At 66.4% G+C, this 17,557-nt stretch carries 15 protein-coding genes and 2 pseudogenes; 4 read left to right on the top strand and 13 right to left on the bottom strand.

Annotation, left to right across the window (positions count from 1 at the left end):
• The gene (locus tag JHW48_RS07265; protein WP_119886498.1) at window positions 1-966 is read right to left on the bottom strand and encodes an MYG1 family protein; all 966 of its coding nucleotides are present in this window, start codon (window positions 964-966) and stop codon (window positions 1-3) included.
• A gap of 67 nt (window positions 967-1,033) precedes the next feature.
• Window positions 1,034-1,345: an ETC complex I subunit gene (locus JHW48_RS07270; RefSeq protein WP_119886497.1), complete on the bottom strand. Its 312-nt coding sequence runs from the start codon at window positions 1,343-1,345 to the stop codon at window positions 1,034-1,036.
• 154 nt (window positions 1,346-1,499) lie between these two features.
• Here JHW48_RS07270 and JHW48_RS07275 point away from each other — a divergent pair, with 154 nt between their 5' ends.
• Window positions 1,500-1,790, top strand: a complete 291-nt coding sequence (locus tag JHW48_RS07275) for an I78 family peptidase inhibitor (RefSeq protein WP_119886496.1) — start codon at window positions 1,500-1,502, stop codon at window positions 1,788-1,790.
• Here JHW48_RS07275 and uvrB read toward each other — a convergent pair.
• The 11 genes from uvrB to JHW48_RS07330 all read right to left on the bottom strand — a co-directional run bounded on the left by uvrB (window position 1,787) and on the right by JHW48_RS07330 (window position 15,126).
• The gene (gene uvrB / locus JHW48_RS07280; protein ID WP_119886495.1) at window positions 1,787-3,973 is read right to left on the bottom strand and encodes an excinuclease ABC subunit UvrB; all 2,187 of its coding nucleotides are present in this window, start codon (window positions 3,971-3,973) and stop codon (window positions 1,787-1,789) included. The two genes, JHW48_RS07275 and uvrB, sit on opposite strands and share 4 nt — an antisense overlap.
• 54 nt (window positions 3,974-4,027) lie before the next feature.
• Window positions 4,028-5,245 (bottom strand): NAD(P)/FAD-dependent oxidoreductase, encoded by a 1,218-nt coding sequence (locus tag JHW48_RS07285; protein WP_119886499.1) that lies wholly within the window; start codon window positions 5,243-5,245, stop codon window positions 4,028-4,030.
• 102 nt (window positions 5,246-5,347) lie between these two features.
• The gene (locus JHW48_RS07290; RefSeq protein ID WP_119886494.1) at window positions 5,348-6,559 is read right to left on the bottom strand and encodes an aminotransferase class V-fold PLP-dependent enzyme; all 1,212 of its coding nucleotides are present in this window, start codon (window positions 6,557-6,559) and stop codon (window positions 5,348-5,350) included.
• Window positions 6,556-7,146: a Yip1 family protein gene (locus JHW48_RS07295; protein ID WP_119886493.1), complete on the bottom strand. Its 591-nt coding sequence runs from the start codon at window positions 7,144-7,146 to the stop codon at window positions 6,556-6,558. The genes JHW48_RS07290 and JHW48_RS07295 overlap by 4 nt, the downstream gene beginning before the upstream one ends.
• Window positions 7,143-7,661 (bottom strand): hypothetical protein, encoded by a 519-nt coding sequence (locus JHW48_RS07300; RefSeq protein ID WP_240637863.1) that lies wholly within the window; start codon window positions 7,659-7,661, stop codon window positions 7,143-7,145. The genes JHW48_RS07295 and JHW48_RS07300 overlap by 4 nt, the downstream gene beginning before the upstream one ends.
• Window positions 7,634-8,953: a SufB/SufD family protein gene (locus tag JHW48_RS07305; RefSeq protein ID WP_119886491.1), complete on the bottom strand. Its 1,320-nt coding sequence runs from the start codon at window positions 8,951-8,953 to the stop codon at window positions 7,634-7,636. Before JHW48_RS07305 ends, JHW48_RS07300 begins: the two co-directional genes overlap by 28 nt.
• Window positions 8,953-9,708: a Fe-S cluster assembly ATPase SufC gene (gene sufC, locus JHW48_RS07310; RefSeq protein ID WP_119886490.1), complete on the bottom strand. Its 756-nt coding sequence runs from the start codon at window positions 9,706-9,708 to the stop codon at window positions 8,953-8,955. Before sufC ends, JHW48_RS07305 begins: the two co-directional genes overlap by 1 nt.
• Window positions 9,709-9,766: 58 nt before the next feature.
• Window positions 9,767-11,287 (bottom strand): Fe-S cluster assembly protein SufB, encoded by a 1,521-nt coding sequence (gene sufB / locus JHW48_RS07315; protein ID WP_119886489.1) that lies wholly within the window; start codon window positions 11,285-11,287, stop codon window positions 9,767-9,769.
• 27 nt (window positions 11,288-11,314) lie between these two features.
• Window positions 11,315-12,358: a cysteine desulfurase family protein gene (locus JHW48_RS07320; protein ID WP_119886488.1), complete on the bottom strand. Its 1,044-nt coding sequence runs from the start codon at window positions 12,356-12,358 to the stop codon at window positions 11,315-11,317.
• Window positions 12,355-13,542 carry a bifunctional phosphopantothenoylcysteine decarboxylase/phosphopantothenate--cysteine ligase CoaBC gene (gene coaBC, locus JHW48_RS07325; protein WP_119886487.1) on the bottom strand — a complete coding sequence of 396 codons (1,188 nt, stop codon included), beginning with the start codon at window positions 13,540-13,542 and terminating at the stop codon, window positions 12,355-12,357. Before coaBC ends, JHW48_RS07320 begins: the two co-directional genes overlap by 4 nt.
• A gap of 66 nt (window positions 13,543-13,608) precedes the next feature.
• Window positions 13,609-15,126, bottom strand: a complete 1,518-nt coding sequence (locus tag JHW48_RS07330; RefSeq protein WP_119886486.1) for a YifB family Mg chelatase-like AAA ATPase — start codon at window positions 15,124-15,126, stop codon at window positions 13,609-13,611.
• A 180-nt stretch (window positions 15,127-15,306) separates the two neighbouring features.
• Here JHW48_RS07330 and JHW48_RS07335 point away from each other — a divergent pair.
• The 3 genes and pseudogenes from JHW48_RS07335 (at window position 15,307) to JHW48_RS07345 (ending at window position 17,511) form a co-directional block, all read left to right on the top strand.
• Window positions 15,307-16,064 (top strand): IS5 family transposase gene (locus JHW48_RS07335; RefSeq protein WP_119886485.1). Its coding sequence is split into 2 segments (ribosomal slippage): window positions 15,307-15,631 and window positions 15,631-16,064, totalling 759 coding nucleotides; the frame shifts between segments, so codons are not numbered across the junction.
• Between the two features lie 23 nt (window positions 16,065-16,087).
• Window positions 16,088-16,165, top strand: a pseudogene (locus JHW48_RS07340) (IS5/IS1182 family transposase); the annotation flags it as partial.
• An 84-nt stretch (window positions 16,166-16,249) separates the two neighbouring features.
• A pseudogene (locus JHW48_RS07345) lies at window positions 16,250-17,511 on the top strand (IS3 family transposase).
• Window positions 17,512-17,557 lie beyond the last annotated feature (46 nt).

Here is a 17,557-nt window from a genome sequence, read left to right on the forward strand (position 1 = left end):
TTAATGAGTCTGGAGCCTAGGTCGGCAAACGGAATTGCACTTATCGGCAACTGGTACTTCCCCACTCCGGACTGCAATCATCGCTAGTTGCAGAGCCGCTTGTCGATTTGCCGCGACCGCAATGAAGCAGGCGTTGTGACAGAAGAGGGCTCCTGGAACGCCCGATACTGCCTCGAACGCCGTATCAGTGAGGCCCGCCCAAGCGCGCGGGAGGTCGGCCCTCAAAGCGAACCCCTCGGGCTCGCGGCGGATGCCGGTGATCGCCCAATCGCGGTCGCGCGGATGGATGACGAACAGCAGGTGATCCGCCCCCGCCTTGTCGATCGCCGCGCGGAAGGGCATGCCCATCGGCAGCTCCAGCACGCGGCCCGTCCCGGCCGCGGCGATGGCGGCGATGACCACGCCCTCGGCCCGGCGCTTGGCGGCCTTGCGCGCGATGGCGGCCTCGACGAAGGCACGGGCGATGGCCAGGGCGCGGTGAAAGGCCTGATCCTCGGCCTCCGGGCCGCGATCGTCGAAGACGGGCTTGAGGCTTTCCAGCAGCATCGGCAGCGACAAATCCGCCAAGAGCCCGGACGGCGACAGGGCGCCATTGTCCACCAGGTCGATGGGCAGGACGAAATCCGCGTCGAATTCGGCATGGACGGCGTCCAGATCCGCCGCCGGCACCGCCAGCGCCGCCAGATAGTCGCGCCCGAACCGCCCCCAGATCAACCCGAACGAGCTGAAGGGACGCCCATCCGCGCGCAAGGGCGGGTTCTGCTGATGGTGATCGAAGATCAGCCGGTCCGGGTCATGGTCGCGCCCGACATCATAGATCACCCGCCCCGGCGCCGGGGTGATCCAGGCCGCGTCGCGCGTCCGGACGATCCGCGCCTGCGGGAACAGCCGCGTCAGCACGACCGAGGACAGCAGCTCATCCGCGTGAAAGCCGCCGGAATGGGTGACGAGATGGGTGATGGTCATGACGGATCCCGAAAAGCGAATGGCCGCCCGCGGGCGGCCATGACAAAGCAACGCGATCCGGCGCGGATCAATGGGTCCAAGGCGCGCGCCGGTCGGTGGCGAAGTTTTCGCCATAGCCGCGCGGGCGCACGTTCTGGGCGCGGCGCTGCGGTTCCTGCACCACGAAGTCCAGGCCGTGTTCGCGGGCGTAATCCTCGGCCTGCTTGCGGCTGTCGAAGCGCAGGCGCACCTGGCTCTGGGTGTCGGCGCTGCTGGTCCAGCCCATCAGCGGATCGATCTCGCGCGCATCCGAGGGCGGGAATTCCAGCACCCAGCCCCGCATGCGGGCCGTGCCGGACTGCATCGCCGTGCGGGCGGGCTGATAGATGCGCACAAGCATGGGTCGTCCTTTGCCTTGGGTCCCCCGCTATATCGTCAAATCGGGCCCGCGGATCAAGTCCCGGCGGATGTTTCCTCGCGCCCTTTCGGAACCTGCGCGCGCCGCGCATGTTGGCACCAGAGCGACAGACCGTCACATGTGAAGGGACCACATCATGGCCATCCGAACCAAACCCCGCCTGCGCATGGGCCTTTTGGCCGCCCCGGCGCTGGTGCTGATCGTGGCCGGCTGCGGGGCCAGCCCCTATGACGTGCAGGCCACGCAATGCAGCCCCAGCCAGCATCAGGCCCTGGTCGGGCGCAATATCGGCGAAGTGCGCCTGCCCCCCACCCTGCGCACGCGCGAGATCAACCCGGGCGCGATGATGACCGGCAGCACCCAGCCCGGGCGGCTGACCCTGTTCTTGGACGCCAAGGGCTGGATCACCCGCGTCGCCTGCGGTTAACGGCCCCGCTTCGACCGCTTGTTGCCGCCGCGCTGGCCCGCCCGGCCGGCGGTGGACCGGCCCGATGACCTGACCGCGGCCTCGGCGGCCTCGTCGATGGCAGATTGGCGGGCCAAGGGGTCGTCGGCGATGGCCAGATCGACCGCCTCCAGCCGCTTGACCTCGTCGCGCAGGCGCGCCGCTTCCTCGAATTCCAGGTTCTCGGCGGCCTTGCGCATCTGCTGGCGCATCGCGTCCAGATGGGCGGCCAGGTTGGCGCCGATCAGCGGCTTGTCCACCTTGGTGGTGATGCGCGACTGATCGGTGTCGCCCTGCCACAGGCCCGCCAGCACATCCTCGACATTCTTGCGGACGGTCTGGGGGGTGATGCCATGGGCCTCGTTATAGGCCATCTGCTTTTCGCGGCGGCGTTCGGTTTCCGCCATGGCGCGTTCCATGCTGCCGGTGATCCGGTCGGCATAGAGGATCACCCGCCCGTCCACGTTCCGCGCCGCCCGCCCGATCGTCTGGATCAGCGAAGTCTCGGATCGCAGGAAGCCCTCCTTGTCGGCATCGAGGATCGCCACCAGCCCGCATTCGGGAATGTCCAACCCCTCGCGCAGCAGGTTGATGCCCACCAGCACGTCGAAGGCGCCAAGGCGCAGGTCGCGCAGGATCTCGATCCGCTCGATCGTGTCGATGTCGCTGTGCATGTAGCGGATCTTGATGCCCTGCTCGTGCAGGTATTCGGTCAGATCCTCGGCCATGCGCTTGGTCAGCGTGGTGACCAGCGTGCGATAGCCCGCGGCGGTGACGCGGCGCACCTCGTCCAGCAGGTCGTCGACCTGCATCTCGACGGGGCGGATCTCGATCTGGGGATCCAGAAGGCCGGTGGGGCGGATGATCTGTTCGACGAAGACGCCGCCGGTCTGGTCCATCTCCCATTGCGCGGGGGTGGCGCTGACAAAGACGGATTGCGGGCGCATCGCGTCCCATTCCTCGAACTTCAGGGGGCGGTTGTCCATGCAGCTGGGCAGGCGGAAGCCGTGTTCGGCCAAGGTGAACTTGCGCCGGAAGTCGCCCCGGTACATGCCGCCGATCTGCGGCACGCTGACATGGGATTCGTCGGCAAAGACGATGGCATTGTCAGGGATGAATTCGAACAGCGTGGGGGGCGGCTCGCCGGGCGCGCGGCCGGTCAGGTAGCGGGAATAGTTCTCGATGCCGTTGCAGACGCCGGTGGCCTCCAGCATCTCGATGTCGAAATTGGTGCGCTGTTCCAGCCGCTGCGCCTCCAGCAGCTTGCCCTCGTCCTGCAGCTGCTTCAGGCGGCCCTGAAGCTCGGCCTTGATGCCCTTGACCGCCTGCTGCAGCGTCGGGCGCGGGGTGACGTAGTGGCTGTTGGCATAGATGCGGATCTGCTTGAAACCGTCGGTCTTCTTGCCGGTCAGCGGGTCGAATTCGGTGATCGCCTCCAGCTCGTTGCCGAAGAAGTCGAAGCGCCAAGCGCGGTCCTCCAGGTGGGCGGGCCAGACCTCGACCAGATCGCCGCGCACACGGAAGCTGCCGCGCTGAAACGAGGTGTCCAGCCGCTTGTATTGCTGGGCGACCAGCTGGCCCAGGAATTCCCGCTGGTCATAGCTTTCGCCCACGATCATGTCCTGGGTCATGGCCGAATAGGTCTCGACCGAGCCGATGCCGTAGATGCAGCTGACCGAGGCGACGATGATCACGTCGTCGCGTTCCAGCAGCGCCCGCGTGGCGGAGTGGCGCATCCGGTCGATGGCCTCGTTGATCTGCGATTCCTTCTCGATATAGGTGTCAGAGCGGGCCACATAGGCCTCGGGCTGGTAGTAATCGTAATAGCTGACGAAATATTCCACCGCGTTGTCGGGAAAGAAGCCCTTGAATTCGCCGTAGAGCTGGGCGGCCAGCGTCTTGTTGGGCGCCAGGATGATCGCGGGGCGCTGCGTCTCCTCGATGACCTTGGCCATGGTATAGGTCTTGCCCGTGCCCGTCGCGCCCAGCAGGACCTGATCGCGTTCGCCGTCGCGCACGGCCTGCGCGATCTCGCGGATGGCGGTGGGCTGGTCGCCCGCCGGCTGGAATTCGGACTGCATGACGAAGCGCTTGCCGCCCTCCAGCTTGGGGCGGGTCACTTCGATCGGACGCGCGACGGGCGCGTTGGTGTTGTTATGGCCCATGGGTTTCCTGAAGGGTCAGCGTTGCCCCCAAGATGTGCCCGCAGGCGCGGGAATTCAACCGCGCCGGAACCGCGCGGGCGACAGCTGCGCCCAGCCCTCGCCGCCATCCAGTTCCTCGGCCAGGATCTCGGCGGTGACGGGGCCCAGGGTGAAGCCCTGATGCCCATGCCCGAAATGCGCCCAGAGGTTCGGCTGGTCCGGCACGCGCCCCACCACGGGCAGCATGTCGGGGATGCAGGGGCGGCGGCCGGTCCAAGGCTCGGCCTCGACCGGGGCGCCGATGTCGAACAGCTCCCGCGCGGCCTTTTCCCCATGTTTCAGCTGGGGCGGGGACAGGCGCGGATGGGGCGACAGCTCGGCCGCCGTGGCGATGCGAAGGCCGCGGCGCATGGGCGACAGGACGACCGAATTGCCGAAATCGGCGATCGGGTGGTTCGGGGCCTGTTCGACATGGTAATGCCGGTGATAGCCGCGCTTGAAGACCATCGGCACGCGCAGACCATAACGCCCGGTCAGCATCGGCGACCACGGCCCAAGGGCGATGACGGCATGTTCCCCCTCGGCCTCGTCGGCGGCCCAACCCGCGCCCTTGCGGTGCAGGTCGCCCGCATCGCCGTTCACGATCCGACCGCCGCGCCGTTCGAAGAGCGCCGCATAGCTGGCCACCAGCCCGCCCGGATCGGCGCAGTTCCAGCTGTCGGACCAATGGGTGGCGCCCTCGACCGTGACCTTGATCGCGGGTTCCAGCGCGCGCAGTTCCGCGCCGGTCATCAGCCGCGCCTCGACCCCGAATTCCGACAGCACGCGTTCCGCCGTCGCGCGGGCCTTGTCCATGCGGGCGGGGGTGCGGTGGATCTCGATATAGCCGTTCTTGCGGATGATGTTGCCCGCGCCCGCGGCCTCGACCAAGGGCGCGTGGCGGTCGGTCGATTGCCGGATCAGCCGCCCCCAGACCTCGGAGGCGCGGCGGTGCGCCGCGGGCAGCGAATGGCGCGCATAGGACAGGATCGCCCCGAATTGCGGCAACAGCCCCGAGGGCGTCCATTTCACGTCAAACCCGCGCCCGAGCGCGATCTGGAACAGCGCCCCGGGCGAAAGCGGCATGGCATAGGGCTCGACCGCCTCGGTCTGGATCAGGCCGGCATTGCCATAGCTGGTCTCGCGCCCCGGCACGCCGCGTTCGATCAGGGTCACCGCATGGCCGCGCGCTTGGCACGCCAGCGCGGTCGAGACGCCGACCATTCCCCCACCCAGAACCAGAATCTCGGCCATGACCGCCCCCATCGCTGATGATGGGTCAGGGATGCCGGGATCGCCCGCGCCCGGCAAGGATTATCGGGCATTCTTCGGCATGCGCCCGAATCTTTGCAAGATTCAGGCGAAAAGTTCCCGGCAGAAGGTCAATCCTTCGATCAGCGCGTCCACTTCTGCCTGCGTGTTGTACATCGCGAAACTGGCCCGCGCGCTGGCGGGGACGCCCAGATGCTCCATCAACGGCATGGCGCAATGGGTGCCGGCGCGCACCGCGATCCCCTTCTTGTCGAGGATGGTCGAGATGTCATGCGCATGGGCTCCCTCCATCGTCATGGAAAAGATCGCGCCCTTGTCGGCTGCGTCCCCCTGGATCTGCAGCCAGTTCAGGGCGCGCAGCCGGTCGCGGGCATAGTCGCGCAGGGACCGTTCATGGGCGGCGATGTTCTCCATCCCCAGATCCATCAGGTATTCCAGCGCCACGCCCAGGCCGATCTGGTTGACGATGCCGGGCGTGCCCGCCTCGAAGCGCAGCGGGCCGTCATTATAGGTGACCTGATCGCGGCCGACCGTGCGGATCATGTCGCCCCCGCCCAGGAAGGGCCGCATCTCGGCCTGACGCTCGCGCCGGACCCAGATCGCGCCGGAGCCCGAGGGACCATAGAGCTTGTGCCCGGTGATGCAGTAGAAATCCGCCCCGAGCGTCGAGAGGTCCACCGGCATATGCACCGCCGCCTGCGACCCGTCCACGACCAGCGGCAGGTCGGTCCCCGCCCGGATGCCCGCGATGTCCACGACCGTGCCGGTCACGTTCGACATATGGGTGACGGCGATCATCTTCGTGCGCGGGGTGATCGCGGCCAGCACCTTTTCGGGTGGCAGGCTGCCATCGGCCTCGGGTTCGACCCAGTTCAGGACCACGCCCTGCCGTTCGCGCAGGAAATGCCACGGCACGATATTGGCGTGATGCTCCATCAGGGTCAGCAGGATCTCGTCCCCCGCCTGAAGGCGCGGCGCGGCCCATCCGTAGCTGACCATGTTCAGCGCCTCGGTCGAGCCGGAGGTGAAGATCACCTCATCCTCGTGCGGGGCGTTCAGGAAACGCGCGATGGTGCCGCGGACGCGTTCGTAATTGTCGGTGGCCAGATTCGACAGGTAATGCAGGCCCCGGTGGACATTGGCGTATTCGCCCTCATAGGCGCAGGTGATCGCCTCGATCACGCAGCGGGGTTTCTGCGCGCTGGCGCCGTTGTCCAGATAGACCAGCGGGCGGCCGTTCACCTGGGTGGACAGGATCGGGAAATCGGCGCGGACGGCGTTGACGTCGAAACTCATTGCGGCATCTCCGGCATGAGGCCCAGACCGGCCATGAAGAAGGACAGCACGAAGCCCATCACCATCAGCGTGGCGAACATCACCAGCAGGATCTTGGGCGCGCTGGTGAAGCCGTGCAGCGCCTTGGTGAACTGGACGGTCAGCCACAGGAACAGCGCAATGGCCAGGATGCCCAGCATCCCCGCCAAGGGCGGCAGGATCAGGGTAAAGACGATCTGCAGCACCTGCACGATCAGCAGCATGACCTCGATCCAGACGGCCAGCAGCAGCGCGTCCTCGAACCGGCCATGGCCGCCGAACATCCGCCCCACCCCGGCCATCAGACCGGCGCCGACGATGATGGCGAAAAGCTGCATGCCGGCCAGGACCAGGGGCTGCTGGCCCAAAGGCAGCATCGGCGTCTCGCCCTCGGGGATGGGGAACAGCTGGACCGACAGATAGGCCAGCACCCCCGAGATCGACACCGCGGTCACCAGCGCCATCCAGCGGGCCTGCATCGGCCAGTTCTGGGCGATCAGCCAGCGGGCGGCATCCTCGGGGTTGCGGAAGGTCTGGCGCACCAGCGCCTTGAAGTCGTCGGTCGTCATGCGCGCCTCGCCAATGCCGCGATCCCGGCGGCCCAGATGAACAGGAAGCCCAGGCCCGCGATCGCGCGGGTCAGGGTCAGGGCCGGGGACGGGCCGATCAGCCCCGCCACCAGCCCGGCCAGCAGGACTGCCGGCGCCGCCGCCAGCAGCGCCCAGAACAGCGCCAGCCGCGAGGCCCGCCCCGTCAGGCGCCACGGTGTCAGCCGGGACAGCGCCCCCACCAGCGCCGCCACCCCATAGGCCAGCAGCGGCATCATGAACATGGTGCCCATCACCGCACCCCCGATGCGCGCGTTCAGCGGGATCGAGGGGTCCAGCTCCGCCGCGCGGGCATGGCCCGGCGCCTGCGCGATCAGCGTGATCAGCATGGCCAGCAGCAGCACGACCAGCATCACCCGGTCGGGCATGCCGGAAAGGCCCCGCACCACCCGGCGCGGGGCCCACCAGCTTTCCAGCACGCGCAGCACCATGCCGCCGCGCGCGGGACCTATTGCGCGGGGTGTCTTGTCAGCCACGCTTCCAGCCGTTCGTTGATCTCGTCGCGCAGACCCTCGTCCTCGACCTCCTGCAGGGCGTCGGCCAGGAAGGACAGGACCAGAAAGACGATCGCCCGGTCACGCGGCACCCCGCGCGAGCGCAGATAGAACAGCGCATCCTCGTCGATCGCCCCGGTGGTCGAGCCATGCGAGCATTTCACGTCATCGGCATAGATCTCCAGCTCGGGCTTGGCCAGGAACTGGCTGGCCTCGTCCAGAAGCAGCGCCTGGCTGATCTGATAGCCGTCGGTCTTTTGCGCGCCGGGCTTGACCAGGATCTTGCCCTGGAACACGCCAGTGGCGCCGTTCTTCAGCACCTTCTTGAAGACCTGGCGGCTTTCGCCGCGCAGCGCCCCATGGGTCACGAAGACCGTGTCGTCGTGATGGAACGGCCCGTCATGGCCGTCGCCCAGCACCGCCGCGGCCACATGGGCCACCGCATCATCGCCGACCATGTCGATCACCGCCTCGTGGCGCATGATGCGCCCGCCGACGGCCAGGGCAAAGGCCTTGAACTGGGCCTCGCGGTCGACCCGCGCAAAGATGTGCGACTGGCCCACCAGCGGATCGCCCGCCCGCTTGGACGAGATCAGGTGCAGCTTGGCGCCCGGGGCCAGATCGGCCTCGATCACGGCATTGGACCGCGCGCCGGTCTTGCCGGTCTCCAGCAGGGTCAGGGCCGCGCCTTCCTCGACGCGGATGACATGGTGCCAGATCGCGTCGGCCTCGGCCGAGCCGCGACGGTGGATCACGTGGATCGGACGCGCGGGCGTGCCGGTCACCCGGATCAGCAGGCCGTCACGGGCATAGGCAGTGTTCAGCACCGCAAAGGGGCGCGCGACGGGCGACTGCCCGGCCTCCTCCAGCGTGCCGTAGAGACCGGCGGCCCAGCCCCCCTGCGCATCGGCCAGGGTGCCGATCTCGGCCCCCTCCAGCTGCAGCGGGTCCGAGGCCTCGGCGTCGAACACCCCGTCCACGAAGACCAGCCGCAACGCGTCCAGCTCCGAGAACAGGATTGAGGGCGCGTCATCGTCCAACGGCTTCGGCGCAGGCGTGGCCGCGTTGAAGGGGCGCGGATCGGTATAGCGCCAGTATTCGTCGCGCGGGCCGGGCAGGCCCATCGCGGTCAGGCGCTGATGGGCGGCCCCGCGTGCGTCGCGCAGACCGGCGGGCATGTCCAAGGCCTCCAGACGCGCATCCAGCGCGCCCTTGGGCTTGGCCTTCCCTTGCACGTCGGGGGTCAGGATATCCTGAACGGCGCTCTCGGACATCAGCCGGCCTCCGCCAGCAGATCGCCGTAGCCGTTCTCCTCGACCTCCAGCGCCAGTTCCGGGCCGCCGGACTTGATGATGCGGCCATTGGACATGATGTGGACCACGTCCGGCTGGATGTGGTTCAGCAGGCGCTGGTAATGGGTGATGACCAGAAAGCTGCGGCCCGCATCGCGCAGCGCGTTCACGCCGTCGCTGACCAGGCGCATGGCGTCCACGTCCAGACCGCTGTCGGTCTCGTCCATGATGCACATGCGCGGCTCCAGCATGGCCATCTGCAGGATCTCGTTGCGCTTCTTCTCGCCGCCGGAAAAGCCCACATTGACCGGGCGCTTCAGCATGTCGGGGCTGATTTGCAGCTCGGCGGCCTTGGCGCGCACGACCTTGAGGAACTCGCCCGCGGACAGCTCCTCCTCGCCGCGCGCCTTGCGCTGCGCGTTCACGGCGGTGCGCAGGAAGGTCATGTTGCCGACGCCCGGGATCTCGACCGGATACTGGAAGGCCAGGAACAGGCCCGCGGCGGCGCGCTCCTCGGGCTCCATGTCCAGCAGGCTGGTGCCGTCCAGCGTCGCCTCGCCCTCGGTCACCTCATAGCCGTCGCGGCCCGACAGGACATAGGACAGGGTGGATTTGCCCGACCCGTTGGGGCCCATGATGGCATGGACCTCTCCGGCGGGGACCTCCAGCGTCAGACCCTTCAGGATCTGCTTGTCCTCTTCCTCAAGTTTCACATGCAGGTTTTTGATTTTCAGCATCTTTTCCTCAAACGGCGATGGCGCCCCGGGGCGCCGAATTGGGTGGCGGTGCGGGCGGTCAGCCCACGGACCCTTCCAGCGAGATGGCGACCAGGCTCTGCGCCTCCATCGCGAATTCCATCGGCAGGGCCTGCAGGACTTCGCGGCAGAAACCGTTCACGACCAGCGCCACGGCCTCTTCCTCGTCCATCCCGCGCGAGCGGCAGTAGAACAGCTGATCGTCATCGACCTTGCTGGTCGTCGCCTCATGCTCGACCCGGCTACTGGTATTCTTGACCTCGATATAGGGCACGGTATGGGCGCCGCATTTGTCGCCGATCAGCAGGCTGTCGCACTGCGTGTAGTTCCGGCTGTTCGTCGCCCGCGGATGCATCGAGACCTGCCCGCGATAGGTGTTCTGCGCATGGCCCGCGGAAATCCCCTTGGACACGATCCGCGAGCGGGTGTTCTTGCCCAGATGGATCATCTTGGTGCCGGTATCGGCCTGCTGGTGGTTGTTCGCGATGGCGATCGAATAGAACTCGCCCTGCGATTCATTGCCGCGCAGGATGCAGGACGGGTATTTCCAGGTGATCGCCGACCCGGTCTCGACCTGCGTCCACATCACCTTGGCCCGGTCGCCCCGGCAATCGGCGCGCTTGGTCACGAAATTATAGATGCCGCCCTTGCCGTCCTCGTCGCCGGGGAACCAGTTCTGAACGGTCGAGTATTTCACCTCGGCATCCTCAAGGATGACGATCTCCACGACAGCGGCATGCAGCTGGTTGGTGTCGCGCTTGGGCGCGGTGCAGCCCTCCAGATAGCTGACATAGCTGCCCTTTTCGGCGACGATCAGCGTGCGCTCGAACTGGCCGGTATTCTCCGCATTGATGCGGAAATAGGTGGACAGCTCCATCGGGCAGCGCACGCCTTCGGGGATGTAGACGAAGCTGCCATCCGAAAACACCGCGCTGTTCAGCGTCGCGAAATAATTATCCGATTGCGGCACGACGCTGCCCAGGTACTTCTTCACCAGCTCGGGATGCTCGCGGATCGCCTCGCTGATCGAACAGAAGATCACGCCGGCCTTGGCCAGCTCATCCTTGAAGGTCGTGCCGACGCTGACGCTGTCGAAGACCGCGTCCACGGCGACCTTGCGCCCCTCGGCGGGCGCACCCTCGGCGCCCTCGACGCCTGCCAGGATCATCTGCTCGCGCAGCGGGATGCCCAGCTTCTCATAGGTGGCCAGCAGCTTGGGGTCGACCTCGTCCAGGGACTTGGGCTTGACCTCCATGCTTTTCGGACGCGCGTAATAATACTGGTCCTGATAGTCGATCTCGGGATAGTTCAGCATCGCCCAACGCGGCTCGGTCATGGTGACCCACCGGCGATAGGCCTCCAGCCGCCAGTCGGTCATCCATTCCGGCTCGTCGTTCTTCTTCGAGATCAGACGGACGATATCCTCGTTCAGCCCCTTGGGGGCGTATTCCATCTCGATCTCGGTGTCCCAGCCATATTTGTAGCTGCCCATGTTCTGCACGGTCTCGACCGTTTCGCGGTCGACGCCTTCGCGCACGTCAAGATCGGTGGTTGCCGTCATCCTCTATCCTTCCTCGGTGGTGCGTGATCACGCACCATTCCTGTCGCGCCAGCGTGAATACGCTTTTTCCCAAGCATCCGCAAATCGGTTGATCTGATCGTCGCCCAAAGCCGGGCTTATCGAAATCCGGATCGCCGATTGCGAAACCTGATCGTCAAACCCCATCGCCTGCAAGGCCCCGCTGGCGCGGACCTTGCCCGACGAACAGGCCGACCCGGCCGAGATCGCAAATCCGGCCAGGTCCATCTGCATGACCTGAGTTTCGCCCTTCCAGCCCGATGTAAGAAGGCAGGTCGTGTTCGGCAAGCGGGGCGCGTTCTTTCCCACGATGACCGCCTCCGGCGCGATGTCCGTCAGCCGGGCCTCCAGCGCGTCGCGGCGCGCGCGGACCTCGTCCCAGAGGCCGGCCTCCAGCTCCCTCTGGGCGGCGGTGGCGGCGGCGGCGAAGGCCAGGATGCCGATCAGGTTCTCGGTCCCTGCGCGCCGGCCCTGTTCCTGGCCGCCGCCGCGAATCAGCGGCGCGATGTCGGTGCCCTTTTTCAGGACCAGCGCGCCGATCCCCTTGGGCCCGCCCAGCTTATGCGCGCTGACGAAGCCCGCCGTGACGCCCAGCCAGTTGAAGGCCATGGGCACCTTGCCAAAGGCCTGGGTCAGGTCGCTGGAATGCAGCCCCTGCGGCAGGGTCTGCATCACGCCGGTCTCGTTATTGGCCAGCTGCAGGCTGGTCCGGGCGGGGTCCGTCACGGTCACGATCCCGTCGCGGTCCACGGGCAGGTCGGGATCGCACCAGACCTTGACCGCGCTATGTTCGACCGGCGCGCAATGGAACCCGCCCTGTCCCAGCACCATCGCCGCCGCCTCGGTCGCGCCCGAGGTGAAGACCAGATCCGCCCCCTCGGCCCCCAAGGCGGTCGCGATCTCCTCCCGCGCGCGTTCCAGGGCCATCTTGGCGGCCCGCCCCTCGGTATGGACGGATGAGGGATTGCCGCCGATCTCCAGCGCCTCGATGATGGCGGCCTTGACCTCCGGGCGCAGGGGCGTGGTGGCGTTCCAGTCCAGATAGGTCCTCATGCGATGGCCTCGGCGATGCGGGCGGCCAGGCGGGCGGCGACGGCATGCTTGTCCATGCGGGGCCAATCCTCGGGGCCGGTCCCGGTGATCAGGGTGACGGTGTTGTGGCTGCCGCCCATGATGCCGGTGGCGGGGCTGACATCATTCGCCACGATCCAGTCGCAGCCCTTGCGGGCGCGCTTGGCGGTGGCATGGGCGGTGACGTCCTGAGTCTCGGCGGCAAAGCCCACGACCAGGCGCGGGCGGCGCGCGTCGCGGCTGATCCAGGCCAGGATGTCCGGGTTCTCGGCCATATGCAGGACAGGCAGCGCGCCGGTCTTCTTGATCTTCTGGTCGCTGCCGTTCTCGACGCGCCAATCGGCGACGGCGGCGGCCATGACGGCGGCATCGGCGGGCAAGGCGGCCTCGACCGCCGCGCGCATCTGGGCGGCGGTCTCGACCGGGATCACGGTGACGCCATCGGGCGCGGGCACGGTCGCGGGGCCGGTGACGAAGCTGACCCGCGCGCCCAGATCGCGCAAGGCCGCCGCGATCGCCGCCCCCTGCGCCCCCGATGAACGGTTGGCGATATAGCGCACCGGGTCGATCGGCTCATGCGTGGGCCCCGAGGTGACGATGACATGCCGACCCGCCAGCGGCCCGGTGCCCAGGGCGGCGCGGATCGCCGCCAGGATCGCCTCGGGCTCGGCCATGCGGCCCGGGCCGTATTCGCCGCAGGCCATGTCGCCCTCGTCCGGGCCCACGACCATGACGCCGTCGCCGCGCAGCAGGGCCAGGTTGCGCCGGGTCGCGGGATGGTCCCACATCCGCACGTTCATCGCAGGCGCGATCAGCACCCGCTTGTCGGTGGCCAGCAGCAGGGTCGAGGCCAGGTCATTCGCCTGCCCCTGCGCCATCCGCGCCATCAGATCGGCGGTGGCGGGGGCCACCACGACCAGATCGGCCCGGCGCGACAGCTGGATATGGCCGATCTCGGCCTCGGCATTGCGATCCCACAGCGTGTCATGGACCGGCTCGCCCGCCAAAACAGAGAGCGACATGGGCGTCGTGAACTGGGCCCCCGCGGCCGTCAGGACCGGCGTGACGGCGGCCCCCGCGCCGCGGATCAGCCGCACCAGGGCCGGGACCTTGACGGCCGCGATGCCGCCGCCGACGATCAACAATATCCGCTTGCCCTGCATCACGCCCCCGACCGCTTCCGCCCCCCAGATAGCGGTCCGGCGCCCCTGCCGCAAGGAACGCGCGTCGGATCAGGCCGCCGTCAGCTGCGGCAGCCGATAGCTGAGGGCCTCGCGCAGGTGAACGCCACGCACCGTGGCCGAGCCGCCCAGATCCGCAATCGTCCGTGCCGTGCGCAACACGCGGTGATAGCCGCGCGCGGACAAGCTGAACCGTTCGGCCGCGCGCTGGATCGTCTCGCGCCCCTCGCGATCCAGCGCGGCGACCTCCTCCAGCAGCGGCGGCGGGGCGTCTGCATTCACGCTGATCCCCTCATGGTCGCGATAGCGTTCGGCCTGGACCTGCCTTGCACGGGCGACCCGTTCGGCCACGACCTTCGAGCTGTCTCCCGTGGGGCCGCCATCCATACGTCCGGTCTGCACTGCGGGCACGTCCAGCCGCAGGTCGAAACGGTCCATCAATGGCCCCGAAATGCGGCCCATATAGGCCTCGCCGCACAGGGGCGCGCGCGAGCAGGCCTGTGCAGGATCCGCCAGATGTCCACACCGGCAGGGATTGGCCGCCGCCATCAGCAGGAACCGGCAGGGATAGCGGATATGCGCATTGGCGCGCGAAACGAAAACCTCGCCCGTCTCGACGGGCTGGCGCAGGCTTTCCAGCACCTTGCGGTCGAATTCCGGCAATTCGTCCAGAAACAGCACGCCATTATGGGCCAAGCTGATCTCGCCCGGCCGGGCTTTGGGTCCGCCACCAACGACAGCGGGTGACGAGGCCGTGTGATGCGGCCGCTGAAAGGGTGCGCTGCGCGAGATGCGGCCGTTCTTCAGCAGCCCCGCAACCGAATGCACCATCGAAGTCTCCAACGCCTCGCGCGCGGTCAAAGGCGGCATCAGGCCCGGCATGCAGGCGGACAGGCTGGATTTTCCAGACCCCGCCGGTCCGACCAGCAGCAAATGGTGGCGCCCGGCCGCGGCAACCTCCATCGCACGCTTTGCGCGTTCCTGCCCATGCAGCTCGGATAGACAGGGCGCAACCGGCCCGTCATCCACGATGGCCCCGGGGCGTGCGGGGGCAATCGGATGTCGGTCGGTCAAATGTTCGATCACCGCGCGCAAGGTGTCCGGGGCCAGGACCGTGACCTGCTCGATCCAGGCCGCCTCCGGGCCGCAAGCCCGGGGGCAGATCAGCGTCCGATCCTCGTCCGCCGCAGCAACGGCCGCGGGCAGCGCCCCCGATACCGCGACCAGCCGCCCGTCCAGCGCCAGTTCGCCAAGCGCCACGCAGCGCGCGACTTCATCCCGCGGGACGACATCCAGCGCGGCCAGAACCGCCAAGGCGATGGGCAGGTCGAAATGCGAGCCCTCCTTCGGAAGATCCGCCGGCGAAAGGTTCACCGTCACCCGCTTGTTCGGCAATGCTATCGCCAAGGCAGCAAAGGCCGCGCGAACCCGCTCGCGCGCTTCGCTGACAGCCTTATCGGGGAGGCCTACGATCGAGAACCCGGGCAATCCGGCGGCGACGGCACATTGCACCTCGACCAGACGTGCCTCAATGCCTTGGAAAGCGACCGAATAGGCAACTGCAACCATTTTAACCCTCATTCCTTCGCCAAATGCTATCGGCACGAAGTTAACAAAGCGTTTAAAGTGCGAGATAACGCTCCTCGACGGAGGCGCATTCGCATGCTTTCCAGAGGCCTCAGTCTAGGCTCCAGACCCATTGATCTTACGGTCTTTGCATGATTCATGCTCCTCAAGGAGACCTGATCGATGAGTAATCTTTACTGGCTGAGCGACGCCCAAATGGAGCGTCTGAAACCGTTCTTTCCCAAGTGCCATGGCAAGCCCCGGGTCGATGATCGTCGCGTCCTCAGCGGCATAATTTTCATCAATCGTAATGGGTTGCGGTGGTGTGACGCGCCGAAGGAATACGGCCCGGCCAAAACCCTCTACAACCGCTGGAAGCGCTGGAGCGATAGCGAGGTTTTTGCCCGGATCATGGTCGGCCTTGCCGCCGAGAGCGCCGAGCACAAGACGATCATGAATGACGCGACCTATCTCAAGGCACACCGCACGGCCTCGAGCCTTGGGGTGAAAAAGGGGGGCGCGGGCGCCAGATCGGGCGCACCAAAGGCGGTATGAACACCAAGTTGCACGCTGTCGCCGATGCGAAGGGGCGGCCGATCGGGTTCTTCATGTCGGCCGGCCAGGTTAGCGATTACACCGGCGCGGCGGCGCTGCTGGGCAGCCTGCCGAAGGCTGAGTGGCTTCTGGCCGACAGGGGCTACGACGCTGACTGGTTCAGAGACGCTTTGAAAGACAAGGGGATAAAGGTTTGCATCCCCGGACGGAGGTCCCGCAAGAAGGCCGTCAAATACGACAAGCGGCGTTACAAAAGGCGTAACCGCATCGAAATCATGTTCGGACGTCTGAAGGACTGGAGGCGCGTCGCAACCCGTTATGACCGCTGCCCGGAAACGTTCTTCTCAGCGATCATGCTCGCCGCAACCGTCTTGTTCTGGCTGTGAAACTCAATGAGTCTGGAGCCTAGCGGCGTTACAAAAGGCGTAACCGCATCGAAATCATGTTCGGGCGTCTGAAGGACTGGAGGCGCGTCGCAACCCGTTATGGCTGAGCTACTTCCCGAGAATCGGACAGTAACGGAAGCTACGATCTGACGTCCTCTGGTCTCCAAGAGCGAGGAGATCAGGACGTGAGGAAACGCAGGAACCATGATGCGGGGTTCAAGGCCCGCGTGGCGCTGGAGGCTCTGGAGGGCGAGCGCACAGTGTCAGAACTGGCCGCCGAATACGGCGTGCATCCGACGATGATCCATCAATGGAGCGAGCCATAGTCCGCCATTGGTTCAAGGACAATGGCGAGCGCTTTGCTGGACGGCGCGGCAGAGATCTTCGAGCGGGGCGGCAAGAAGGACCCCGAGATCGATGAGGATACGGTGCGGTCGCGTCATGCGAAGATCGGGGACTGAGCCATCGAGGCGCCATCGGTCCGAACCCAATGGCGAAGGCGGTCGCCAACGGTTTTTTGTCGCGAAAGCTCAAGCCCTGGATCGGCAAGTGAGGCGTGCCATAATCGAGAAGAACCAGCCGAGCCTGTCGGTCGGGGCGCAATGCCACCTGCTGTCGATCTTGCGGTCATCGTTCTATTACGCGCCGCAGGGCGAAACGGCGGTGAACCTCGACCTCATGTTGCTGACCGACAAGCAGTTCCTGGATACCCCGTTCTCTGGCGTGCGGCAGATGACGTAGCACCTGCAGAACGAGGGTCATGCTGTGACCCAGAAACGCATCCGGCGACTGATGCGCCTCATGCGCGTTCGTCGGGAAAACGGTCCACCGGACCGTTTTCTGAACCTCCTCACTGCCGATCTATCAAAAGCCCGACACCAGCCGTCCAGCGAGGGGGCACAAAATCTACCCCTGCCTGCTGGGCGGGCTGCGGGTGGACCGGCCCAACCAGGCCTGGTGCGCCGACATCACCTATTTGCCGATGCAGAAGGGCTTTCTCTATTTGGTCGCCATCATGGATTGGTTCACGCGCAAGGTTCTGACCTGGCGAATATCGAACACGCTTGCGGCCGACTTCTGCGTCGACGCGCTGAACGAGGCGATCCACAAGTTCGGCCCGTCCGAGATCATGAATACCGATCAAGGATCGCAGCTCACGTCCTTTGCCTGAACCGACCGGCTGAAACGGATCGGCACCCGGATCTCGATGGGCGGCAAGGGCCGCTGTCTCGACAACATCTTCATCGAACGTCTCTGGCGCTCCCTGACGTATGAGTGCGTCTATCTCCATGCCTGGGAGACCGGGTCACAGGCAAAAGCTGGCATCGGCCGCTGGATCACCTTTTACAATCACCAGCGGCCTCCCCCCGCCCATGGGGGTCAACCGCCCGCCGTGGTCTACTTCAACACCATCGAAACCGATCACCAGGTGCAGGCAGTAGCTTAAATCACACCGGAAACTGTCCAAGAGTCGGGGAGTAGCTCATAGAGCC

The organism is Paracoccus aestuarii (genome assembly GCF_028553885.1).
GTDB classification, from domain to species: Bacteria; Pseudomonadota; Alphaproteobacteria; order Rhodobacterales; family Rhodobacteraceae; genus Paracoccus; species Paracoccus aestuarii.